We start from the raw sequence: 23,461 nt of genomic DNA on the forward strand, positions 1-23,461 counted from the left end.
ATGCTCTTCACAAGTCCGTAATCGTCGTGCGAAACTCCCGTGACGCATTTCCCACTGACGAATGGCGGGCATTGTGAGCGTTTCCCGGCGAACCCTGTTGACCACCGCCGCCAGTGCCGCCGCCGCGGCCACCGCGATCACCCCGGCCGCCACCGCGGCCGAGCAAGAAGCCGTCGGGCTGAAGACTTTCCGCCGGACTGCCGAGTACGCGGTGACCAAACTGCGGACCGTCGCGCCCGGCGTGACGGCCTTTCCGGAGATCACCCGCTTCGAGAAATGGACCTATTCGCAGAACGGTGGCTGGATCGGCGGATTCTGGCCGGGCACTTTGTGGCTCGCCGCGCTCTACAGCGGCGATCCGCAATTCCGCACCCTCGCCATGGCTTCGGCGGAAAAGCTCGCGCCGCGACAGCACGAGACGCGGGACCACGACCTCGGATTCCTGTTCTACCCGTCGTGGGTGACCGGCTGGCGGCTCACCGGCGACGAGAAATGGCGCACCGGCGCGCTCAACGCCGCCGCGTCGCTCATCCAGCGCTACAACGAAAAGGGAAAGTTCATCCGGGCATGGGGCGCACTCGGCACCCCGGGCAACGCCGGGCGGGTCATCGTCGACACGATGATGAACCTGGACCTGCTGACCTTCGCGAGCAAGCAGACCGGCGACCGCAAGTACCTCGACATCGCCGTCTCACACGCGAAGACCACCGAACGGGTTTTCCTGCGCCCGGACGGTTCGACCCCGCACGTGTTCGACTTCGACCCGGCCACGGGCGCCGAGATCGGCCCGAACACCGTGCAGGGCTACAGCCCGACGTCGTGCTGGTCACGCGGTCAGGCGTGGGCGATCTACGGCTTCACCACGATGTACCGGCGCTCCGGCGACCCGCTGTTCCTGCGGACCGCGCAACGCCTGGCCGACTTCGCGCTGCGCGCCCTCACCCCGGACGACGTGCCGGTGTGGGACTACCTCGCGCCGCAGGCTCCGCACGACATCAAGGACTCCTCCGCCGGCGCCGTGATGGCGTGCGGCCTGCTCGACCTCGCGAAGGTCGCGAACCGGCCGCAGTACCGCGAGGCGGCGATCCGGATCCTCACCGCGTTGTGCGACACCTGCCTGACCACGAAATCCACCCGCGCCGACGCGATCATGGCGCGCGGGACGCGCAACCGCCGCGCCGAGGACGGTGTCGAGGTTTCCTTGCCCTACGGCGATTACTACCTGCTGGAGGGCATCCTGCGGGTGCTGATGCCGTCGGAGATCGACAAGGCGATCGACCTGTCGAGCGTCTGACCGGCGGCGGACAGCGGCTCCCCTCGATGGTTGACGATGTAGGAATTGGGACGTTCAGTGTCCCGATTCCTACATCGTCGCGAAGGCGCCGGCCCTGCGCCCACAGAACCCGGCACCCACGGTCACCCAAAGTCACCTCCGTAGGCCGACCCGGTAATCAGGCCAGGTCGATGAACTCACTTCCGTAACCCTTTGCGCTCATCCGGTTGACCGGGGTAACCGGAGACCCTAGTTTCGCCGGAGGTCTCCACCGCGCGCAGAGCGATCGGCTGGGTTCAAGTGGTTCCGTGACTATGGGGTGGAGATGCGAGGGCCGACGAAGACGCTCGTCGTTGCCACTGTGCTCGTTTTGGGCATGGTGTTCGGGCTGGCCGGCTGCACCGGCGAGGAACCGGCGGGGCTGGCGGCCAAGCCGATCCGGATCGCGTTCGTGCCGAAGGTCGCGGGCATCCCGTACTTCGAGGCGATGAACACCGGCGGGCAGGCCGCGGCGAAGCAGCTCGGTGTCGAATGGATCTCGACGGGTCCGGCCACGGTGGACCCCGCGGCGCAGGTTTCGATCGTGCGTGGCCTCGTCGATCAGCAGGTGGACGTCATCGCGATCGCCCCGAACGATCCCAGGGCGATCGCGCCCGCGATCACCGACGCGCGCGCCAAAGGCGTCCATGTGATCACTTCGGACACCGACGCGCCCGGCACCGATCGCGAACTGTTCGTCAACCAGGCGACCCCGGAGGGCATCGGCAAGGCGCTCACCGACGCGCTGATGAAGAAGATGGGGAACGCGGGCAAGTACGCGATCGTCTCCTGTGGCGAGACCGCCGAGAACCTCAACGCGTGGATCGCCGTCCAGCGTGCCTACACCGCTTCGCGGTATCCCGGAGCGCAGCTGGTCGAGACGGTCTACGCGGGCGAGGACAAGGACACCGCCACCGCGCTCGCCAAAGAGCTGATGACCAAGTACCCCGACCTCACCGGTCTGGTCGGCGAGTGCACGACGTCCGCGCCCGGGGTCGCCGAGGCGGTCCGTTCGCAGCAGAAGATCGGCCGCGTCTTCACGGTCGGGGTCGGGACGCCGCAGGCGATCAAGCCGTACCTGCTGGACGGTTCCTCGTCGCTTTCGGTGCTGTGGAACGTCGAATCGCTCGGCTACCTCACCGCTTGGGCGGGTAAGCAGATCGCCGAGGGCAAACCGCTCAGCCCGTCGAACAAGGTCAATCTCGAACTCCCGGCGATCAAGTACGAGGAAGACACGAAGACCGTGCTGCTGGGCGACCCGCTGCTGATCACGCGCGAGAACGTCGACCAGTTCAAGTACTGACTCACCGGCCCCGCCGGACGGCACCCGCCGCCGCGCCACCACCGAGGATCAGCACCAGTGCGGTCAATCCCCACCGCCGTTTCTCCTCCGTGCGGGCGTGCGCATCGGTCTCCGCCGCCTCTTCCTTCCGTTCCCTCGGCGACGCCGAACGAGACGGCTTCGGCACGGCGACGGGCGGCGGGGTCACCTTGGCGGTGGAAGTGGGCGCCGGGCTCGACGAAGGAGTCGGCGTCGGGCTAGGCGTCGGGCTGAGGGAAGGGCTCGGCGACGGAGTCGCGCTGGGAGACGGGGTGCGAGAAGGAGAAGGCGTGGGAGCCGGGGTCGGCGTAGGCGTCGGTGTCGGCTTGGGCGGCTCCGGTTTCGGCGGCTCGGGGAGCTCGACCGCGGTGAGGCAGCCCGCGGCGTCCGAACCCGCCAGCGGCGGTCCCGAACGCACCACGGTCACTTGCCCGCTCCGATCCAGCCGGTAGAGCACGCTGCGCCCGCCGATCCGGTTCGCCGTGGCGTACAGGGCACCGTCGCGGCCGAGCACGACCGAGCCGTAGACGTCGGCAGGCGGGAAACGCGCGTCTTCGGCTTCACGGACCTTGCCGGACGCCGGGTCGATGGTGATCACGGCCCCTTTCCCGCGCCAGGTGGTGGAAATGCCGTAGAGCAGTCCGTTGTGGTACGCGAAGTCGTTGACGTCGTGGGCGAGGGTGATCGGCCGCAGGAACACCGTCTTGATCACCCGCAGGTACCGCTCCCCCGGCGTCAAGTCCACTGTGTACAGTGTCCCGTTCCTGAGCAGGTACCAGGAATTCCCGCCGATCGCGCCGGCGGTCACCCCCGCGACCGGGCTCCATACCGGCAGCCGGTTCCCGGCACGGGTGATCGGGCCGAGGTCCTGGATGTCGCCGTCACGATCGATCGTCACCGCGTGCGCGCCCCGGCTGAGGCCTTCGGCGACACCGAAGACCCGGTCCCGCGTCGCGGAGTAGCCGAGCGCGTTGAGCCGGTAGCCCGAATCGGTCACTCTCGACGTGGCCCCCGAGCCGACGTCGATCCAGCGCAGCTTCGACTTCCCGTGCGACCCGGTCTCCGCCTGCACCACCAGGCAGGACTCGGCGGCGCGCGCGGCCATGGGGGCCAGCAGCGCCGACGCCCCCACGAGCCCCGCGACGGCCACCGTCGCCGCCGTCCGCGTCACACCGTCCACGGTGCGCACCGGCTCAAGAGATCCTCGCCAGCGCGGCGGTGAAGGCGTCGGGCGGGATCCCCACGCCACCACCGAACGGGTTCTGCAGCTGGTAGATCGCGAACAGCAGCAACGTGATCGTGCCGGCCAGCGTCGACACGATCACCAGGTGCGCGGCCAGCCGGGTACCGCCGAACAGGTTGGGCAGCAGCACCGAGATGAGGCTGCCGAGGATCAGGGCGAACCAGACCACGCCGCCGACCTTGCCGCCCTCCACCGCGTTGAGCCGCTCCTGCCGGGCCTCGTAGACCTGCCAGAGCTGGGTGGACGCCTCGGTCTTGCGCTCGCGGAGCCAGTCGTCGTCCGTGGGAGCCTTGTCGATCGCCTTGCGCAGCTGGTCGAGCTGCGTCCAGCCGATGTCGGGGACGGTCTCCTTACCGCCCGCCATCTGCGGCCATTCCTTCTGTTCGACCGTGGCGATGTACTCCGCGCTCAGCTTCCGCACCTCGTCCTTGACCTCGGTCCCCAGTGAATCGGCGGCCCAGACGGTGGCGACCAGGCCGTCCGCCTCGTGGTACGAGCCGTCGCGCGCGGCGCTCGCGGAGTCGAAGAGGGAGATCAAGATGAACGCCACCATGACGGCGTGCAGGCCGCCGACGATGGTGAACACCTGGCCGGCGGCGTCGTTGTTGTCCGGCCGTCCTTCGTCCCAGCCGAACCGGCGGACGAGGTAGCCGACGAATCCCGCCAAGGCCGCCGCGCCGACGACCCAAGCGATGCCGGTCAGGTAAATACCCATTCGACTCCTTCCGTGCGCAGAGTGCTGAAACTAGTTCACGCCGAGACAAGGGGAAAAGGCCGCTTGAATCAATTCATACCGGTGGCGGATGAGCCTAAGTCGATCGTCACCTTCTCGGCCCAATTTCCCGTAATGCGAAACGATTTCCGACACACGCAGGGAAGGGTCGTCATCAGTCGGGGAACGCAGCTTCACGACCGGGTGAGCAGCCACCACGAGACGTCACCGACGTGACCGTATACCGACATTTCCCGTAGCTCCGACACGCAAACGGCCGCCTCGGAACGGCGCGTCCGGACCAGTCCGGCAAACAGGTGAACCTCTCCGCAGACCCGATCGAGTTGTTTGTCCGGGCATTACCGCTTGCTATGTTGACTTTGCACCCACTCCACTCGAATGGGTATCCACGAATTGAGTTGCAGCAGTTCACCTGGTCGACCACCGGTTGTGTCATCCCGTCGACTGCGAGACCGAAAGGGAGTCCGTTGACGACCATCGAGACCCATACCGGTGCCCGGCCCGCCGTCGAAGTGCTGACCTGGAGTCGGAATCTGCTCGACCCGGCACTGCGCGAGGCCGTCGACGGACTGCCCGAATCGATGCGGCTCATCGCCGGCTACCACTTCGGGTGGTGGGACGAGCACGGTCGACCGTCCACTTCGGACGGTGGAAAGGCCTTACGGCCCGCGCTGGCGCTGTTGTCGGCGCAGGCCGTCGGCGGGGACGCCGAGATCGCCGTCCCGGTGGGGGTCGCGGTGGAGATGGTGCACAACTTCTCCCTGCTGCACGACGACGTGATGGACTCCGACACCACCCGGCGGCACCGCCCGACGGCCTGGACCGTTTTCGGTACCGGCGCGGCGATTCTGGCCGGAGACGCCCTGCTGTGCCGCGCCTTCGAGGTGCTGGCCCCGTTCGGGCAGACCGCGCTGCGCGTGCTCAGCACGGCCGTGATCGACCTGCTGGAGGGACAGAGCGCGGATCTGAAGTTCGAGGAACGCGGCGACGTCGACACCGCCGAATGCGTACGCATGGCCGAGGGGAAGACCGGCGCGTTGCTCGGGGCGTCCTGCACGCTCGGCGCGCTCGCCGGGGAAGGGAGGCAGGATCAGGTCGACCGGCTGACCGAGTACGGGAGGGCACTCGGGCTGGCGTTCCAGCACATCGACGATCTCCTCGGGATCTGGGGCGATCCGGCGGTGACCGGGAAACCGGTCCACTCGGATCTCTCCAACCGGAAGAAGTCCCTGCCGGTGGTGGCCGCGCTCCACTCCGGGACGGACGCCGGGCGAGAACTGGATGCCTTGTACCGCAAGGAAAACCTCGACGCCGCGGAATTGCCCCACGCGGCGGAGCTGGTGGAACGGGCGGGCGGCCGGACGTGGAGCCAGGAGCAGGCCGACGCGCTCCTGACCGGCGCGCTGCACCATCTCGCCGTCTCGAATCCGGTGCCCCGCCCAGGCGCCGAACTCGCGGCCCTCGCGAAACTGGTGGTGCGGCGACGATATTGAAGGCGGGCGCGGGAAGGCAGGGGTGGGCCGGGAAGAGCCCATCCCTGTCCCGCCGGGTCAGCGTCCCGGCCGGGTCAGCCCCTGCTCACCGGCGCCGCGGCCGAGGACGACCTCGTCGGTGGCCTTGAGCGCTTCCGCGCCGGCGTTCCCGCCCTGACCCGCGGTCAGGTCGAGCAGCCGGATCGGCGGGCCGAGCTGGACCAGCGTCGGGACGTATTCGGCTTTGTCGACCTTCCAGCGTTCGCCGTCCCGCACGAACCGGAACCGCGCGGCGGCGCCCTGTTCGGTCGACCCCTTCGGCTCCGAATGCCGGGCAACGCTGTTGCCGAGGCCGTAGGCGACCCACTTGCCGTTGATCCGCTCGAAGGGCTGCACGACGTGCGCGTGGTGGCCGATGATCAGGTCGATCGAGTCGTCGTTGAGGAGTTTCTTCGCCAGTGAGCGCTGCTCGGCGGTCGGGTCGTGCTGGTATTCGGTGCCCCAGTGCAGGCTCGCGAGCACGACCTGGGCGCCCGCCTTCCGCGCGGCCTTGGCCTCGGCGATCACGTCTTCGGCGTCGATCTGGTTGACCAGCCAGGGTTTACCGGCGGGCACCTTGATCCCGTTGAACCCGTAGGAGAACGAAATCTGAGCGACCTTGACGCCGTTGACGTCGACGATCAGCGGCTTCTCGGCCTCTTCGGCCGAACGCGCCGAACCGGTGTGCTTGATCCCCGCCTCGTCGAGTTCGTCGAGGGTCCGGGTCGCGCCGTCGACCCCCTGGTCGATCGTGTGGTTGGACGCCGTCGAGCAGTTGTCGTACCCGGTGTCCTTGAGCGCGTCGACGATCTCGGGCGGCGCGCTGAACGACGGGTACCCGCTGTAGGGGCCGCCCTTCGGCGCGAGCGGGGTCTCGAGATGGCAGATGCCGAGGTCGGCCCCGGAGATCAGCGGTTTGATCCCGGCCAGCAACGGCCGGTAGTCGATCTTGCCACCGCCGTCCACCTTGGCCTGATCGGTCAGCGCGGGGTGGATCAGCACGTCACCGGTCGCGACCACGGTGAACGACCCCTCCGGCGCCCGGCTCGACGGCGGCGCCTCGGCTGCGGGCGGCTGTTCCTGCTGGTCAGGCGTGGTACTGCAGGCGGCGAGCAGGACAGCGGCGCCGAGGAGGGCGGTGGTCTGACGGGCGCGGGAGCTGAACATCGATTCCCTCGATCGGGTGACAGTTCTTCCCATCCTGCCTTACGCCGATCGGGTACGACACTCAACCGAAGTCACCGAGGCTGAGCCCCTTACCGCCCCCAATGTGACATTGGGGTCACTCAACGTCCCCAATGTCACATCGGGAGCACCCGCCGGCTCGCAAAGAGGCACTCAGGCGTGAACCGGTCAGACCAAGCAGTCACCGGGTTCGCCCTTGCGCAACGCCGAATCCTCCTGCGGAAAGGTCCGCGCCACCCCCGGCCCGCTGGACCGCGTCTCGAACCGGACGGTCACCCGCCCATGTCCGGCCCCCTGCACCCACCCGGTTCCATACTCCTCGTGCACGACGTCGTCGCCGGGCCGCCAGGTCGACGACACCACGGGAACCGGCGCCGGAGCGGGAGCGCGCGAGACCACGGGCACGTCCGAAGCCGGGACGGTGAGGGTGAACAGCGGATCCTGATGCGGCACCGAAAGCCCGGAGAACGCGACCCCGGCGAGCCGTACTCCGCCGAATTCGGCCGGGTCGATCAGCAGGCGTTCCGCCATGGAGGCGAGCTGGTCGAATTCGTCGGTCGGCGAGGCCATCGTTTCCGAGCGGGTCACCGTGCTGAAGTCGGTGTGCCGCAGTTTCACCACCACCGTCCGCGCGACCCGGTCGGCGTTGACGAGCCGCCGGTGCGCGTGCACGGCGAGGTCGCGGACCTCGCGGCGCAGGCTCACCAGGTCGATCAGGTCCCGGTCGAAGGTCGTCTCCGCGCTGACCTGTTTGAGTTCCGCGCGGTCGGACACCGGCCGGTCGTCGACGCCGGTGGCCAGCCGCCGCAGGTCCCTGCCGACCACGCTGCCCAAAGTGGACACCGCGTCGGCGTCGGAGAGCGCGGTCAGCTGGCCCAGTGTCCGGACGCCGATCGCGCGCAGTTTCCCTTCCGCCACCGGGCCGATCCCCCACAGCACCCTGGTCGGCAGTGGCGCGAGGAAATCGCGTTCGGTGCCTTGGTCGACGACGAGCAGGCCGTCCGGTTTCGCCAGATCCGAGGCGACCTTCGCGACCTGTTTCCCCGACGCCGCCCCGATCGACGCCACCAGGCCGATTTCGGACCGGATGTGCTCCCGCAGGCGCGTACCGAATTCCCGCACCTCGGCCGAGGAAGCCCCGGCGAGTGAAGGCGGTTCCGCGAACGCCTCGTCGAGGGAGATCCGTTCCAGCACCGGCGCGTACTGGGCGACGAGGTCGAACACCTGGGTGCTCAGCAGTTCGTAGAGTTTGAACCGGGGCGGCAGGATGACCCCGGTCGGCGGCAGCAGCCGCCGGGCCTGCGACATCGGCATCGCCGATTTGATCCCGTGTTCGCGCGCCTGGTAACTCGCGCCGGCGACCACGCCGCGCGGGCCCGCACCGCCGACCAGCACGGCACGCCGCGCCAGGGTCGGCCGGGTCAGCTGTTCACAGGAGGCGTAGAACGCGTCCATGTCGAGGTGGATGACCCACCGGTCATGCGCGCCCATCGCCCGGAACCTCGAGAAGACGGTGCAGGGCCTTCGTGTACTCCTCGAACGCGGCCCGGCCCCGGGTGGTCAACTCGACCAGCGTCACCGGTGTGCGGTGTTCGAAGGCCTTGGTGATCTCGACGTAGCCGGCGTCCTCGAGTTTGCGCAGATGCGTCGACAGGTTGCCCGGTGTCATGTCCAGCAGTTGCTGCAGGCGCGGGAAAGTGATGCTGTCGCCCGGCCCGAGGCTCGACAGCGCGACGGTGACCCGCAGCCGCGCCTGCGCGTGGATCACCGGATCGAGCTGGGGCAGCCCGTCTTCGCTCATCGCGCCCGCACCAGGAAGACCAGCGACGCCACCAGGAAGCCACCGCCGCCCGCGACGCTCAGCACGAGGAAGTTGTACGGTCCCCCGGCCAGCACACTCGCCGCACCGCACGCGATGATCCAAACGCCGAGGCCGTACTGCAGTCTGCTCTGCCACAGCATCCCGCCGGCGAGGTACATCAGTCCGGTCAGCATGAGCGCGGTCCCCGACCACAGCAACGGGATCAGCTCGGTGTCGAGGCCGAGACGGATCAGCGCGGTGTTCACCACCGTCAGCCCGCCGAACGCGATCATCCAGCTCCACCCGTACATCGCCCCGACGAGCCGGGACGGCCCGCGCACGCCGCGGCCCGACCGGATGCCGTAGACCGCCGAATACGCCATGGCCCCGACGAAACCGGCGCCGACGATCGCCGCGGCGGCCCACATCGGCAGCAGCGCGGTGGGCGGGGCGGAGACGTAGACGAGCCCGAAACCGAACAGCCACACCAGTCCCCAGACGGCCAGCAGCACCGCGGGATTCGGCCCGATCTCACGCCGGGTCTTCTCCGACTGCGCGGCGATGAGCGCGAGCGACTCCTCGGGCGTCATCGACCGCGCGTCGTCGTCCCGTTCATCCTCCGCCACTTCGGAAAACTAACACGGGTTCACAGTCTCGCCGTGTCGAGCCGGAACCTCGCCATCACCACGAGCGCGGGCACCACCAGCCACGCCGCGAGCACTCCGACCGCGGTCACCGTGCCCGATCCGCCGAGCACCGGCGCGCGGCCGATTTCACCGAGCCAATACGTCGGCATGAGGTGCCCCGCGGTGTTCATCCAGCCGGGCAGGACCTGCAGCGGGATCCACAATCCGCCGAACATGCCGAGCGGCAGCATCAGCGCGCCGGTCACCGCCTGGACGGTGTCGCCCTTGCCGAACAGGCCGATCATCAGGCCCAGCACCGCGAAGGGCAGCGTCCCGAGCCAGAGCGTGCCGAAGATCGTCAGCCACTGCCCGGTTTCGAGCCGGATACCGCGGATCATCCCGGCCGCGAAGATCACCAGCAGCACGGGCAACGCGACGAACATCCCAGCCGACACCTTGACCCCCAGATAGCCCGGCGCTCGCATCGGCGTCAGCCTCAGGGTGCGCTGCCAGCCGTCGGTGCGCTCGGTGGCGACACGGGTGCCGGTGAACAACGCGGCGGTCATGGCGCCGTACGCGGCCATGTTCACCATGGTCACGGTCGCGGTCGAAACCCCGGGAGCGATCTCGCTGGCGCCGAAGATCCCGCCGAACAACAGGAACATCGCCAGTGGCATGCCGATGGTGAACAACGCGAACTGCGGGCTGCGGACGATGCGCTTGATCTCGAGCGCCAGGTAGTTCAGGTTCATTTCAAAGCTCCTTCGGCCGCATCGGCCGTCAGCGCGATGAAGGCTTCTTCCAGTCCCACAGCGGTGATTTCGATGTTCGAGGCGAGCGGGAACTCGCGCAGCAGGCCGCGGATGGCGGCGTCGGAATCGGCGCACCCCAGCTCCGCGTGCCCGGCCCGCAGTACCGCGCGCGACACCCCGGGCAACGCGGCCAGCCCGGCTTCGGTGGCGTCCGGGACGACGGCGCGCAGCACCCGTCCGGCGACCGCGGCCCGGACCTCGCCGACCGGGCCGTCCGCGACGACGCGGCCGTGCCGCATGAGCACGACGCGGTCCGCGTAGTCCTCGGCTTCGGCGAGGTAATGCGTCGCGAAGAGGACCGTCCGGCCCGTCCCGGTGTACTCGCGCATCGACGCCCAGAAGCGGCGGCGCCCGTCGACGTCCATGGCCGCGGTCGGCTCGTCGAGCACCAGCAGGTCCGGATCTCCGACCAGCGCGAGCGCGAACCGCACCCGCTGTTGCTCGCCACCGGAGAGCTTTCCGCAGCGGCGGTTCGCGTATTCGGTGACTCCGGCGCGTTCGAGGACCTCGCGGACAGACAGCGAATTGCGGTGCAGCGAGGCGAACAGGCCGACGAGTTCCGCGACCGTCGCGTCCCTCAGCAGCGTCCCGTTCTGCGCCATCGCGCCGACCATCCCCCGGTCCATCGCCTCGGCCGCGCCGAGCCCGGCGACCCGCACCCGGCCCGAATCCGGCCTGGTCAGCCCCAGCAGCATGTCGATGGTGGTCGATTTGCCCGCGCCGTTCGGCCCGAGCAGCGCCACCACCTCCCCCGGTGCGACCCGCATGCTGACGTCGTCGACGGCCAGGACGTTGCCGAAGCGCTTCACCAGCCCTTCGAGGCTGAACGCGTCCGCCATGACTTTCCCCCTTCGAGCACTCTGAACTACAAAGCTCACTTCCACTTTGTAACACAAAGTCCCCTGTAACGGAAACCCCGGAAGTCCGTGAAGGCCTCCTTGAGGGACTCTGGGTCCCTCAAGGAGGCCTTCACGGACTTGGGCTAGGCGGGTACCGGGAGCGGCAGCGGCGCGCACTCGACGTCGGCCGTCCGCCCCGGTTTGCGTTCGGGCAGCGCCCCGGTCGCCAGGTAGCCGGCGATCCGGTTGTCGACGCACGCGTTGCCGCGCGGGGTGATGGCGTGACTCGTGCCGCCCGGCTCACCGATCAGGCGAGCGCCGGGGAACCGGCTACGCACCTCGAGGCTGCCCTCGTACGGCGTCGCCGCGTCGAGCGTCTCGCCGATCATCAGCACACTCGGCACCTTCGAGCCCTCGACCTTCACCGGCTTGCCCGGCTTCGCGGGCCAGTACAGGCAAGGAGCGTTGTACCAAGCGTTCTGCCAAGTGAAGTACGGCGCCTTCTCATGTGTGCGCCAGTTGTCGCGCTTCCACCGCTGCCAGCTCGGCGGCAACTTCACATCGGTGCACACGACGGCGAGGTAGACGGCGTAACCGTTGTCGTCGCCGCGCCCGCCGAAGCTCTCGAACAAGCCTTTCATCGTCTGCCAGTCGCCCTTGCCGAACTTCGCCAGCGCGTCACCGAGCAGCGTCCAGTTCAGCTGGCGGTACGAAGCCTGCAGGAAGACGTCCAGCAACTCGTCGGGACCGATGTAGCCACCCGCCGGCGCCGCGGCCAGCTTCTTCAGCTGCGCGTCGAAGACCTGCTTCACCGCGGCCTGGGTCTTGCCGAGGTGGTAGACGTCGTCGTGCGAGGCGACCCAGCCGAACCAGATGCCGAGGTTGACGTCGGACGCGAGATCCTGGTTCAGGAAGGCCTGATACCAGACGTTGCGAGGGTCCACAGTGGAATCGAGGACCATGCGGCGGACGTGCCGCGGGAACAGTGTCCCGTAGACCTGGCCGAGGTAGGTGCCGTAGGAGTACCCGTAGAAGTTCAGCTGTTCCGCGCCGAGCGCCTTGCGGATGCTTTCCATGTCCTTGACCGTGTCGGTCGTCTTCATGTTCTCGAGCAGCGCGCGGCTGTTCTTCTCGGCGCACGCGCCGGCGTAGGACTTCGAGCGCCGCAACCAGGTTTCCTCCAGCTGCCGCGTCGTCGGCACGTAGTTCGGCCGGTTGTAGTCCATGTGGTTCGGGATACAGGAAAGCGCGGGTTTGCTGGAGCCGACACCGCGCGGGTCGAAACCGACCCAGTCGTAGGCGTCACCGGCGTGGTTCGGCACGCGCGGCCCGCGAGTCGCGAGCAGCAACCCGGAACCGCCGGGCCCACCCGGGATGGTGAGCATGACGCCTTGGTACCGCGCGTCGGGCGTTTTGTGCTTGATGCGGCTGAGCGCGAGCTGGATCTTCTCGCCGCGCGGCCTCGAATAGTCCAGCGGGACCGGCAGATAGCCGCATTCCGCACCGGCGTTGATCAAGGTCTGGTCGGTACAAGCGCCCCAGGTGATCGTCTCGGCGGGTTGCGCCTCTTCCGCGGCGACGGCGGGCGTGGTCACCGCGACCGTGGCCAACGCCAGCGCGGTGATGAGAACACGTCTCAAGGTTCTCCCCTTCCCTGCGAAGGCGACCCTATCCACGTCCATGACCCGCGATAGCCCTCCGGCGAAGGTCCCTGCAAACGGCGGGTCCCGATCGCGGCAAACCGGGCAACGCGTTAACCGGTTGGGAGGCCACGCGGGGCGCGCTAGGATCTCGATCATGATCTGCCACGTCCGCATGCGCACCGCCTGAGACGGCGTGACCGCAGGGCCGCCCGCGACCGGGTGGCCCCTTTTCCGCGCGCCGTCTGACGTTCCTTCACGAATTCAGACAGGACATCATGCAGAACACGCATATCGCCATGATCGGCAGCACCGCGCCGAGCCACATCTACCCGTCGCTGGCCGTCATCCGTGAGCTGGTCGCCCGCGGGCACCGGGTCAGCTACGCCGTGGGCGAACCGCTCACCGGGCTGATCGAACCGACCGGGGCCGAGGTCGTCCCGCATCCGTCGATCCTCCCGCTCGGCGACCAGTCGGCGTGGCCGGAGGATCCGGCGTCCCAGATGCGGGTCTTCCTCGACGAGGGCATCCAGTCGATGCCGGTGCTCACCGAGATCTACGACCGGAACCGTCCGGATCTGCTGCTGTACGACATCGGCGGGCTTCCGGCTCCGCTGCTCGCCAGGCGCTACGACGTTCCGGCGGTGCAGCTTTCCCCGACCTATGTCGCCTGGGAAGGCTACGAAGAGGACATGGGCGAGATCCTGACCTCGATCCGGACCTCACCGTCCGGAAAGGACTATTTCGCCACTTTCACCCGGTGGCTGAACGAGAACGGCATCGAGGCCGATGCCTGGGACTGGATCTCCCATCCGCCCCAGGTGCTCGCGCTGCTGCCGAAGGCGATGCAGCCGAACGTCGACCGGGTGCCGTCGTCGGTCCGCTTCGTCGGCCCCGCACTGGACCCGGAACGCCTCGCCGACCGGAGCTGGTCGCCGCCGTCGAATGGCAAGAAGGTCCTGCTGATGTCGCTCGGCACGGCGTTCACCGACCAGCTGGACCTGTTCCGCGCTTGCGTGGACGGGTTCCGCGACTCGGACTGGCACGTGGTCATCTCGATCGGCCAGACCGATCCGGCCGCGCTCGGGCCGCTGCCCGAGCACATCGAGGTGCGCCCGTTCGTCCCGCAGCTCGCGGTACTCGAGGCCGCGTCGGCGTTCATCACGCACGCCGGCATGGGCGGCAGCACGGAATCGCTGTGGTACGGCGTGCCGACCGTCGCGATCCCGCTGGCCACCGACGGTTTCGGCAACGCGGCGAAACTGGCGGAGCTGGGCGTCGGTGAGCAGCTCGCGGCCTCCGACGTAACGGCGTCCGTGCTGCGGGCCGCGGTCGAACGGGTCGCCGGGTCGCCCTCGGTCGCTGCGCGTCTTGCCGAGGTCCGGGCCGAGACGCGCGGGAACGGCGGCATCGACCGGGCCGCCGACGCGGTGGAGTCCTTCCTGAAGTAGTGCCCTCGTGAGTGGCTCGATACCGGTGTCCTTGCCCGCCCGAGAGGTGTGAAGGTCGAGTTTCCTCGGCTGAGCCGAGGGAAGGGGGCTTTCACGCGCAGCCGTGTAACTGCTGGTGTCTGTGGGGCGAACGTGGCGATGTCCAAGTCCGTGAAGGCCTCCTTGAGGGACTCTGGGTCCCTCAAGGAGGCCTTCACGGACCGGGCCTGGCATCAACCGCAGCCGGATCCACGTAACCTTTGGCACGACCGGGTAGCCCCGCCGAACGCTATGAACGGACCGTTCCTTGCAAATTTTGCAAGGAACGGTCCGTTCATAGCACGCGCGAGAGCGTCAGGTGCCCCGGATCTCGTTCAGGTAGTTGTAGATCGTGTACCGCGTGACGTCGAGTTCCCCGGCGAGGTGGTCCACCGAGTCCTTGATGAGGAAGAACCCCGCCTCGTCCAGTTCGCGGACCACGGCCGCCTTGTGCCGCTTCTTCATCAGGTCCACCGGGATCCCGGCCTTCGCCACCGCGCGCCCGACCAGGAACCGCTGCAGGCTGTCGACGTCCGGCGGGAAGGTCTCGGGTTCGTGCCCGTTGGCTTTCGGTGAACCGTCGGACAGCCGGTTGACGCACAGGCAGCCGATCGCGACCCCGTCGGCGTCCCGCAGGAACAGCGTCGAGGAGCGGATCGCCCGGCCGTCGGGGCCGTGGGTCTCGTAGTTCGTCAGGTCCTGCGTGGTGCCGCGCCGGACTAGGCCCAGCAGCAGATCCGTCATCGGCCCGCCGACCGTCCGGCCGGTGAGGTCGCCCGCGATGGCGACGATCGAGTCCGGCAGCCTGCTCAGGTCGTGCAGCAGGACCTCGTTCCCCGGTCCCAGCATCGCCGCGAGCGCGTGCACCGCCGGGACGAGCGCGGTGAGCAGGTCGCTCGACGCCACTCCGACCGCGGGAACGCCGGAGAACACGGTGACCGGTTTGTTCAGCCGCTCCAACGCAGTCCGCACCTGTTCCGCCGCACTCGCCGGAGTGGACGCGTGCGGGGACAGCCGGACGTGCTCCGGCCGCACGGTCGCGGCGATCCCGGCGTCCGCCAGCGCGGCCCCGACCTGTTCGGCGGCCTGCCCCTCCCACGTGAACGCGAGGATCCCGGCCCGCCGATCGACGGCCGAAACCACCTCTCCCCCGGCGGATTTCACGACTTCTTCGAGTTCGCCGACGCGTTCGCCGATCCGCGCGGCGATGGCCTCGACGCCCGCCTCTTCGACCAGTTCCAAAGCGGCGGCGAACGCGCCCGACGTGATCGGGCTCAGGTTCGAGATCGACCAGGCGGCCGCGGTCTCGTCGGCCGGATGGATCTCGTCGTCGAACAGTCCCGGGTCACGGGCGCCGGTCCAGCCGGACAGGATCGGTTCCATCCGCTCCAGCGCCCGGTCCGAAAGTACCGCGAAACCGGTGCCCCAGCCCGCCCGCAACCACTTCTGCCCGCCGACGACGAGCACGTCCGCGACCTCCCACGGCGCCTCGGTCACCCCGAAGCCCTGGATCCCGTCGACCACGAGCAGCCGGTCGCCGACCACCTCCCGGATCGCCGCCAGATCGGCGCGATATCCGGTGCGGAAGTCGACCGCGCTCACGCTGACCAGCGACGTCTCCGGTGTCAGCGCCGATTTGACCGCGTCCGCCGTGACGTTCCCGAGCGGCAGCCGCCGCACGGTCAGCCGTCCCGCCTGTTCGGCCCGCGCCCACGGGTAGGTGTTGGCAGGGAACTCCGCCGAAGACACCAGCGCCTCACCGCCTGGAGCGTTGAACGCCGCCTGGAACAGGCCGAGACTGGTGTGCGGCAACAACACCGTGTGGTCGGTGTCGCTGCCGGAAAGCCGTGCGGCGGCGGCCTTGGCCCTGGTCTCCTGCCGCATCAGGTCGTCCACAGTGGACGGACCGGCCTTGGTGGAGGCGTCGAGCAGGCTCGCCGTCGTGTCGAGCACGGCGTGCGACGGCGGGCCGAACCGCGCGAAGTCGAGGTACCCGGCAGGCTCGTCGAACTGCAGCAGGTACCGCGGGGAGATCCGCGTCATGCGAGGACCCGTGCCAGGAACTGCTTGGTCCGCTCGTGCTTCGGGGCGCTCAGGAGCTCCCCCGGCGGCCCGGTCTCGACGACCATGCCGTCGGCCATGAACACCACCTCGTCCGCGGCCTCGGCCGCGAACCCCATCTCATGCGTCACCACGACCATCGTCATCCCCTCCGCGGCCAACGTACCCATCACCGCCAGCACCTCGCCCACGAGTTCCGGGTCGAGCGCCGACGTCGGCTCGTCGAACAGCATCAGCTTCGGTTTCATCGCGAGCGATCGGGCGATCGCGACCCGCTGCTGCTGCCCGCCCGACAGCTGCGCCGGATAGGCGTCGGCCCGGTGCGCGAGGCCGACCCTGTCGAGCAGTTCGAGCGCCTGCTCTTTGGCTTCGCCCACGGGGACACCGAGCACCCGCACCGGCCCCTCGATGACGTTCTGCAGCGCCGTCCGGTGGCCGAACAGGTTGAACCGCTGGAACACCATGCCGATGTCGCGCCGTTGCCTGGCGACCTCGCGTTCCTTCAGCTCGTACAGTTTTCCGTTGCGCAGCCGGAAACCGATCGGTTCGCCGTCGACCCAGACCTGTCCGGCGTCGATCGTCTCCAGATGGTTGACACAGCGCAGGAAGGTGCTCTTCCCCGCGCCCGACGGGCCGAGCAGGCAGACCACCTGTCCTTTGTGGACTTCGAGGTCGATCCCGCCGAGCACCTCGGTGTGGCCGTAGCTCTTGCGGACGCCGACGGCTTTGAGCAGCGGCTCAGACACGTTCACTCCTCACCAGCGGCGCGGTGCGCAACGCCTTGGCCGCACGGGAGAACGCGCTCCGTGACCGGTCTTCGGAATCGAAGGCGCGCTCCAGATAGTGCTGCCCGACCCCGGCGACGGTCACCACGACCATGTACCAGACGGCGGCTGCCAGCAGCGTCTCCATCACCAGCAGGTTGTTGGACGAGATGTTGTTGGCGGCGTGGATCAGTTCGGTCACGCCGATCACCGACGCCATCGACGTCCCCTTGAGCATGTTGATGAAGTCGTTGCCGGTCGGCGGGATGATCACCCGCATCGCCTGCGGCAGCACCACGCGGCGCAGGGTCGCGCCAGGCGACATCCCGATCGACTTCGCCGCCTCGGTCTGTCCACTGTCGACACTGTTCAGCCCCGCGCGGACGATCTCCGCCATGTACGCGCTTTCGTTGAGCGCCAAGCCAAGCAGTGCGGCGGTGAACGCGGTGATCAGCACGTTGGTCTGCTCGTACAGCAGGTGGCCGCCGAACGGCAGCGGGATCGAGATGAACTCGAACACCAGCGCCAGGTTGTACCAGATCAGGATCTGCAGCAGCACCGGAAGCCCGCGGAACAGCCAGATGTAGCCCGCCGCGAACCAGCGCGCCACCGGATTCGCCGAGCGGCGCATCAGCGCGATCACGATCCCGATGACGATCGCCGAACCCTGCGCGATCACCGCGAGCAGCACGGTGTTGAGCAGACCGACCGCCATCACCCGGTACCAGAGGAACTCCGGGACGGAATCCCACTGGATCTGGGCGTTCCCGAGCGCGATCCCGAGCAGGATCAGCAGCGCGAGGATGACGACGGCGCTGACCCAACGACCCCAGTGCCTCAGCCGGACGATCGGCAGCGGCTCGGCTGTCGCCCCCCTAGCTTCCGGCATTGAGCTTCGCCTCCTTGACCGCGCCCTGCTCGACGCCCCAGGCCTGCAGGATCTTGCCGTAACCGCCGTCGGCGATCAGGGACTGCAACGCCTTCTGGACGGACTCGGCCAGCGGCTTGTTCTCCTTGTTGACGCCGATCCCGTACGGCCCGCCGTTGATCGGCTCACCGGGCACGGTCTCGAAGAACTTGCCGTCACCCGCGGTCCGCGAGATGTAGACCGCGCTGGGCAGGTCGTTGAGGATGGCGGCGACCCGGCCGGTGCGGAGCTGGTTCTGGTTCTGGGTGTCGGAATCGGTCGCGGTCACGGTCAGCGCGGGCTTGCCCGCCGTCGTGCACTTGCCGTTCTGCTCTTCGGCGAACTTCTGGTGGCTCGTCCCCTGCACGACCGCGACGTTCTTGCCGCACAACGTGTCCGGGCCGGCGATCCGGTCCGGGTTGCCCTTGCGGACCATGATCGTAATGCCGGAAGAGAAGTAGTCGACGAAATCGATCTGCGCCTGGCGGGTCTTGGTGTCGTTCATCGCGGCCATCGTGAGGTCGACGCGGCCGGACTGGAGACTCGTGATCAGCGAACCGAACGCCATGTCCTGGTGGTGCACGGTGACGCCCAGCTTCTTGCCGATGGCCTTGGCGAGGTCGACCTCGTAGCCGATCGGGGTCTTGCCGTCGGCGGCGTAGAAGTTGTTGGGCGCGGACTGCAGGTTCGAGGCCAGGTGCAGCATTCCGGCCTGCGCGTACTTCGCGGGCAGGGTGCCGGCGACGGCGGCGTCCTTCTGGACGGACTCGATCAACGCGGTCGTGTCGGGGATCGCGGCGGGCGCCCCCGGTGCCGCGGGTTCCTGGCCGCCCGCACCGTCGGGCCCGCCTCCGCAGGCCGCGGTGACGAGCGCGACGACGTCGGTGAGCACGGCCAGGCGCCAGGTTCGGGTCAAGGTGAGCGGCGTCGACGGCATGAAGGACCTCCACGGGCTTCGGATGGTCGCCGACGCTACAACTGGCTGTTGAAGAGGTCAACACGCCGTTGAAATCTTGTCCGGTGGATGTCCGTTTCGCGCGTGACTGCCCCTTCCTGCGGCTGAGCCGAGCCCGCGTGCGCCAGCGCTTCCGTGACAGCAGTGGCTGAAGTGACTCCCGAGGTCACGCCGAAGTCCGTGAGGGCCTCCTTCCCTACCTTGAGAGTCAGAGTCCCGGAGGAGTCGTGTCCACGCTGGCCAGAGGCGCTTGGCGCGAGCCTCCGGGTTCGTTCGGTGTCCCCAATGTGGCATTGGGGACACACCAGGACTCGACCTTGCCCCTCGCGAGTACATGAAGGACCCCTCCCGCACCTAGGTACAGAAGGGGCCCTTCACGGACTTGAATCAAACCGCGATGTAGTTCCCCGAGAGGATGAGCAGGACCTGCACGGTGATGCCGGTGCCGTAGTAGTCCTTGGCGTTCGGCGACCACGTCGTGACCGAGGTCCACAGCTTGTCCAGCCAGGCCTGGCTGCCAGGGTCGTTCATCGCCGCGATGGCGAACGACGCGGTGAAGCAGGGGTGCTGACCCGTCTGCCCCGGGATCTTGGCGCCCGACAACAGGTAGCCGGTGGTGATCTTGGCCGGGTCGCCGCCGGTGTTCTGCTGGATCCAGGTGTTCATCTTCCGGACCTGGCCCTGCGCCGGGCTGCCCGACACGGTGATGCCGTCGACGCCGAGCCGCCACGGGTCGCGGCAGGCGTTGTAGCTGTACTTGTCGTCCTTGCCCTCGAGGAAGTCGAAGGGGGCGGGCTTCGGCGTGGAGTTGGTGTTGACGACGAAGTCCGGGATCAACCCGGTCTTCGGCGCGTACTGCTGCTGAAGCTGGGTGACGGCCTTCTCCTGCCGGGTCCGGACCTGGCCCCAGAACGAGTCCCCGGTGGCCTTCTCGAACGCGCGGAGGTGACCCGGCATCCAGTCGGAGGATCGGGAGCTGTTGATGTACTTGCCGCTGTCGGCCCAGTCCGCCAGCCGCATGAACTTGGTGGTGGGGTGGACCTCGCTACGCTTGATGGCCTTGATGATCCGCAGCGCCTCGGCCTTGTAGTTCACCGAACCGCCGCTGCCCCAGACCTTGTCGGCGAGGAGCAGACCGTAGGCGATTTCGAGGTCCCCGTCGGTCGCCGAGTCGCTGCCGTTGACGCTCGTGCAGCTTTCGTTCTGCTCAGCGGCGTGCAGATCCTTGTCGATCACCGACGGATGCGCCTTCACGAACTTCAGGATGCCGTCGAAGACGGTCCGGGCCTGCGAGTCCTTGTTCCCCATCATCGCCGCGATGGTCATCCCGTAGCCCTGACCCTCGGCCACGAAGGCGTGGTCGGCGTCCGGCGCCTTGACCGCGTAGGTGCCCGTCCCGCACTTCGTGGTGAGGAAGTTCTTCTTCCAGTAGTCGTAGTACTTGGCGAGGGCGGCGTCCTGCGTCGCCTGCGACACCGAGGGACGCAGAACTCCCGGCAGGTAAGGGGTTCCCTGAGTGGTCACCGCGGTGGCGGGGGCGGTCGTGGCGACCAGCCCGGCGGTCAGCGCGGCCGCGGCCAGCACTGTCCGAACGGTCTTTCTCATGGCTCCTCCGGAAACGTCGTTGGTGGCGGCGGCGCGTTCCGAGAGTGACATCCGGGTCGGCCAAAAACAAGAGAGTTAAGAAAGTTTCCTTACTATTACCTCAAAAGACGCCTTCGTGAACGGTGGCCTAGCGTTGACCACATGACGATCGACCTGAGCGCGCGCGGCGAGACCTTCCGGGACTTCTGGACCGAGCGGCACCTCGCCACCCTGACCACCGTCCGGCCGGACGGGACCCCGCATGTCGTCGCGGTCGGGGTCACGGTGGACTTCGACGCCGGGATCGCCCGCGTGATCACGTTCCGCTCGTCCAAGAAGGCCCGCATGGTCAAGGAAGCGGGCGAAAAGGGCATTCCGGTCGCCGCCTGCCAGCTCGACGGACCCCGGTGGTCCACTTTGGAGGGACGCGCGGTGCTGCGCGAAGACCCGGAGTCGGTGCGCGACGCCGAGAACCGCTACGCCGCGCGATACCGGCAGCCCAAGCCGAATCCGGAACGCGTGGTCATCGAGATCACCGTGACCCGCGTCCTCGGCAACGCCTAACCGGCCAGCACCAGCCGGGTGTATTCGTCGAGGATCTCGCCGAGGTCGGTGAATCCCCCCGCCGAGGCCACCTGCTGATACCCGACCAGCATCGCCAGCCCGAGTGAGGTCACGACCTCCGCGCGACGCCGGTCGGGGATCAGCTCGGCCACCACCTTCCCGACCGTCTTGACCCGGGTGTCGTCGACGCGTTTCTGCGCCACGCGAACGGTTTCGTCGTTCGCCGCCCAGGCGCGGATGGCCGCCTCCGCACGATGCCTGAGGCCACGCGTCAGGCTCATCAGCGCGGCGAAGTCCGCCTCGGGCCCGCCGGAACCGAAGTCCAGTTCCCGCAGGATCCGCACCTGCCGCTGCGTCCAGAATTCGAGGAGCGCGCCGACGAAAGCCGGCCAGCCGCCGAAATGGTGGTAGAAGGACCCGCTGGTGACACCCAGGCGTTTGCCGAGCGTGCCGACGTTGAGCCCGGCGAACCCGGACTCGGCGAGGATGTCCAAGGCCGCGTCGAAGTACTTCTCGCGGCTGACGTTCGACGACATCAGACGGCCCTTTCCCGCCCTTCCCAGTACGGGCGCCGCAGGGTGCGTTTGAGGATCTTGCCGGTCGCGTTGCGCGGCAGCGCCTCCACGATTTCGACCGTACGCGGGCATTTGTAGTGCGCCAGCCGTTCCCGGCAGTACTCGACGAGTTCGTCGGCGTCGACCCGCTGCCCGGGGGCGGGCGCGACGACCGCCTTGATCTGTTCTCCCCAGCGCTCGTCGGGGACACCGATGACGGCGACCTCGCCGACCGCGGGATGTTCGGCGATGACCCGCTCGACCTCGGGCGAGTAGACGTTCTCGCCGCCGGTGATGATCATGTCCTTGACCCTGTCTTCGATGAAGACGAAGCCGCCGTCGTCGACCCTGCCGACGTCACCGCTGCGGACCCAGCCGTCGACGATCGTCTCCGCGGTCGCCTCGGGTTTGCCCAGATAGCCCGCCATCGCCTGGTCGGTCCGGAACCACAGCTCGCCAGGAGTCCCGGACTCGGCGTCCTCCAGCGTCGCCGGGTCGACGACCCGCATCTCCACGCCGGTCAGCACCGTGCCCGCCGACGCCAGCCGCTCCGGCCGAGCCGGATCGCGATGCGACTCCGGATCGAGCGCCGTCACCACTCCCGACAGTTCGGTCATGCCGTAGACCTGCACGAACCTGGTGTCCGGCCAGGCCGCGAGCGACTTCCGCAGCAACGGGAGCGGCATCGGCGACGCGCCGTAACCGAGATACTTCAACCGTGAGAACGCGGCGACGGCCTGCTCCCCCGCCTGCCTGATCCCGGCGACCACGGCAGGCACCAGGAACGCGTGCGTGACCCCTTCGGCCAGCGCGCCCAGCAGGGACTTGCCGTCGGGTTCGCGGGTCATCGTCGTCGGCTGCCCGTAGTGGAAACCGATGACGGCGTAACAACTCCCGCCGACGTGGAACAGCGGCATCGCGACCAGGTTGCGGTCGCCTTCCGCCATCGGGAACTGCGCGCCGGCGTTGCGGCTGTGCGCCAGCAGGTTCCGGTGCGTCAGCACGGCGCCCTTGGGGAAACCGGTGGTGCCGCTGGTGTAGATGACCAGCGCGCCGTCGTGTTCGCCGACCTCGGGTGACAGCCCGGCGGGGGCCGCTCCGGTCAGGAAGTCCTCGTACTGGTCGTCTTCTCCTCCCACGACGATCACGCGCTCGACCGACGGCAGCCGATCACGCAGCGCCTCGACGGCGGCCAGCGATTCCGGACCGGCGAAGACGATCCGCGCGCCGCTGTCACCGAGGACGTACGCCAGCTCCTCCGGCGCGAGGCGCCAGTTGACCACCGCGTTCGCCGCCCCGAGCGAGGACGCGCCGAAGGTCACCTCCAGACAGGCGGGCGTGTTCTTGTCGACGAACGCGACCCTGTCTCCCCTGCCGAGCCCGGCGGCCGCGAGCGCGCCGGTGACCCGCCTCGCCCGCTCGTCGAGTTCGGCCCAGGTGAGCCGCCGCCCCTGGTACGAGAGAGCTTCCCGCTCGGGAGCCGTCTTCGCCCAATACGCGAAAAGTTCACCGAGCAGCCGCACATCCGGACGCACGTCTTCGGGCATACCGGACCCCTTTCGCCTGGTCAGAGTCACCAT

General features: G+C 68.4%; 21 protein-coding genes. 5 read left to right on the top strand and 16 right to left on the bottom strand.

What is annotated here, in order from left to right; genetic code table 11:
- Positions 1–73: 73 nt before the first annotated feature.
- Both DMH03_RS33610 and DMH03_RS33615 read left to right on the top strand, forming a co-directional pair.
- Positions 74–1,294 carry a glycoside hydrolase family 88 protein gene (locus tag DMH03_RS33610; protein ID WP_125796361.1) on the top strand — a complete coding sequence of 407 codons (1,221 nt, stop codon included), beginning with the start codon at positions 74–76 and terminating at the stop codon, positions 1,292–1,294.
- A 304-nt stretch (positions 1,295–1,598) separates the two neighbouring features.
- Positions 1,599–2,615 (top strand): autoinducer 2 ABC transporter substrate-binding protein, encoded by a 1,017-nt coding sequence (locus DMH03_RS33615; protein WP_199749125.1) that lies wholly within the window; start codon positions 1,599–1,601, stop codon positions 2,613–2,615.
- 1 nt (position 2,616) lies between these two features.
- Here the strand turns inward: DMH03_RS33615 and DMH03_RS33620 are convergent, their stop codons facing one another.
- Together DMH03_RS33620 and DMH03_RS33625 are read right to left on the bottom strand one after the other, a co-directional pair.
- Positions 2,617–3,822, bottom strand: a complete 1,206-nt coding sequence (locus DMH03_RS33620) for a serine protease (protein ID WP_125796044.1) — start codon at positions 3,820–3,822, stop codon at positions 2,617–2,619.
- A 4-nt stretch (positions 3,823–3,826) separates the two neighbouring features.
- Positions 3,827–4,591, bottom strand: a complete 765-nt coding sequence (locus DMH03_RS33625) for a DUF4239 domain-containing protein (RefSeq protein ID WP_125796045.1) — start codon at positions 4,589–4,591, stop codon at positions 3,827–3,829.
- A 485-nt stretch (positions 4,592–5,076) separates the two neighbouring features.
- On the opposite strand from DMH03_RS33625, the gene DMH03_RS33630 reads away from it, so the two are divergent.
- A complete protein-coding gene (locus tag DMH03_RS33630) occupies positions 5,077–6,102 on the top strand; it encodes a family 2 encapsulin nanocompartment cargo protein polyprenyl transferase (protein WP_125796046.1) in 1,026 nt (341 codons plus the stop codon).
- A gap of 57 nt (positions 6,103–6,159) precedes the next feature.
- On the opposite strand, the gene DMH03_RS33635 is transcribed toward DMH03_RS33630, so the two are convergent.
- The 7 genes from DMH03_RS33635 to DMH03_RS33665 form a co-directional block, all read right to left on the bottom strand.
- On the bottom strand, positions 6,160–7,287 hold the full coding sequence (locus tag DMH03_RS33635) for a CapA family protein (RefSeq protein WP_125796047.1): 1,128 nt from the start codon (positions 7,285–7,287) through the stop codon (positions 6,160–6,162).
- A 186-nt stretch (positions 7,288–7,473) separates the two neighbouring features.
- Positions 7,474–8,796 (bottom strand): DNA polymerase IV, encoded by a 1,323-nt coding sequence (locus DMH03_RS33640; RefSeq protein WP_125796048.1) that lies wholly within the window; start codon positions 8,794–8,796, stop codon positions 7,474–7,476.
- Positions 8,783–9,106: a transcriptional regulator gene (locus DMH03_RS33645; protein ID WP_034320046.1), complete on the bottom strand. Its 324-nt coding sequence runs from the start codon at positions 9,104–9,106 to the stop codon at positions 8,783–8,785. Before DMH03_RS33645 ends, DMH03_RS33640 begins: the two co-directional genes overlap by 14 nt.
- Positions 9,103–9,732, bottom strand: a complete 630-nt coding sequence (locus DMH03_RS33650; protein ID WP_125796049.1) for a hypothetical protein — start codon at positions 9,730–9,732, stop codon at positions 9,103–9,105. The genes DMH03_RS33645 and DMH03_RS33650 overlap by 4 nt, the downstream gene beginning before the upstream one ends.
- 20 nt (positions 9,733–9,752) lie before the next feature.
- Positions 9,753–10,484, bottom strand: a complete 732-nt coding sequence (locus DMH03_RS33655) for an ABC transporter permease (protein ID WP_125796050.1) — start codon at positions 10,482–10,484, stop codon at positions 9,753–9,755.
- Positions 10,481–11,383 carry an ABC transporter ATP-binding protein gene (locus DMH03_RS33660; protein ID WP_125796051.1) on the bottom strand — a complete coding sequence of 301 codons (903 nt, stop codon included), beginning with the start codon at positions 11,381–11,383 and terminating at the stop codon, positions 10,481–10,483. Before DMH03_RS33660 ends, DMH03_RS33655 begins: the two co-directional genes overlap by 4 nt.
- Positions 11,384–11,526: 143 nt before the next feature.
- Positions 11,527–13,023, bottom strand: a complete 1,497-nt coding sequence (locus DMH03_RS33665) for an alpha/beta hydrolase (protein ID WP_125796052.1) — start codon at positions 13,021–13,023, stop codon at positions 11,527–11,529.
- Positions 13,024–13,301: 278 nt separating this feature from the next.
- Here DMH03_RS33665 and DMH03_RS33670 point away from each other — a divergent pair, with 278 nt between their 5' ends.
- A complete protein-coding gene (locus DMH03_RS33670) occupies positions 13,302–14,474 on the top strand; it encodes a macrolide family glycosyltransferase (RefSeq protein ID WP_125796053.1) in 1,173 nt (390 codons plus the stop codon).
- A gap of 333 nt (positions 14,475–14,807) precedes the next feature.
- Here DMH03_RS33670 and DMH03_RS33675 read toward each other — a convergent pair whose 3' ends face one another.
- The 5 genes from DMH03_RS33675 to DMH03_RS33695 form a co-directional block, all read right to left on the bottom strand.
- Positions 14,808–16,535 (bottom strand): aminotransferase class V-fold PLP-dependent enzyme, encoded by a 1,728-nt coding sequence (locus tag DMH03_RS33675; RefSeq protein ID WP_125796054.1) that lies wholly within the window; start codon positions 16,533–16,535, stop codon positions 14,808–14,810.
- Positions 16,532–17,299 (bottom strand): amino acid ABC transporter ATP-binding protein, encoded by a 768-nt coding sequence (locus DMH03_RS33680; RefSeq protein ID WP_125796055.1) that lies wholly within the window; start codon positions 17,297–17,299, stop codon positions 16,532–16,534. Before DMH03_RS33680 ends, DMH03_RS33675 begins: the two co-directional genes overlap by 4 nt.
- Positions 17,292–18,206 (bottom strand): amino acid ABC transporter permease, encoded by a 915-nt coding sequence (locus DMH03_RS33685; RefSeq protein ID WP_125796056.1) that lies wholly within the window; start codon positions 18,204–18,206, stop codon positions 17,292–17,294. Before DMH03_RS33685 ends, DMH03_RS33680 begins: the two co-directional genes overlap by 8 nt.
- Positions 18,193–19,161, bottom strand: a complete 969-nt coding sequence (locus DMH03_RS33690) for an ABC transporter substrate-binding protein (protein ID WP_125796057.1) — start codon at positions 19,159–19,161, stop codon at positions 18,193–18,195. Before DMH03_RS33690 ends, DMH03_RS33685 begins: the two co-directional genes overlap by 14 nt.
- A 405-nt stretch (positions 19,162–19,566) precedes the next feature.
- On the bottom strand, positions 19,567–20,784 hold the full coding sequence (locus DMH03_RS33695) for a glycosyl hydrolase family 8 (protein WP_199749126.1): 1,218 nt from the start codon (positions 20,782–20,784) through the stop codon (positions 19,567–19,569).
- A gap of 141 nt (positions 20,785–20,925) precedes the next feature.
- Between DMH03_RS33695 and DMH03_RS33700 the strand changes: the two genes are divergently transcribed.
- Positions 20,926–21,327 carry a PPOX class F420-dependent oxidoreductase gene (locus DMH03_RS33700; RefSeq protein ID WP_125785667.1) on the top strand — a complete coding sequence of 134 codons (402 nt, stop codon included), beginning with the start codon at positions 20,926–20,928 and terminating at the stop codon, positions 21,325–21,327.
- On the opposite strand, the gene DMH03_RS33705 is transcribed toward DMH03_RS33700, so the two are convergent.
- The gene (locus DMH03_RS33705) at positions 21,324–21,863 is read right to left on the bottom strand and encodes a TetR/AcrR family transcriptional regulator (protein ID WP_125796058.1); all 540 of its coding nucleotides are present in this window, start codon (positions 21,861–21,863) and stop codon (positions 21,324–21,326) included. The genes DMH03_RS33700 and DMH03_RS33705 overlap by 4 nt on opposite strands.
- On the bottom strand, positions 21,863–23,428 hold the full coding sequence (locus DMH03_RS33710) for a long-chain-fatty-acid--CoA ligase (protein WP_125796059.1): 1,566 nt from the start codon (positions 23,426–23,428) through the stop codon (positions 21,863–21,865). The genes DMH03_RS33705 and DMH03_RS33710 overlap by 1 nt, the downstream gene beginning before the upstream one ends.
- Between the last annotated feature and the right edge of the window lie 33 nt (positions 23,429–23,461).

Source organism: Amycolatopsis sp. WAC 01376 (assembly GCF_003947415.1).
GTDB lineage: Bacteria > Actinomycetota > Actinomycetes > Mycobacteriales > Pseudonocardiaceae > Amycolatopsis.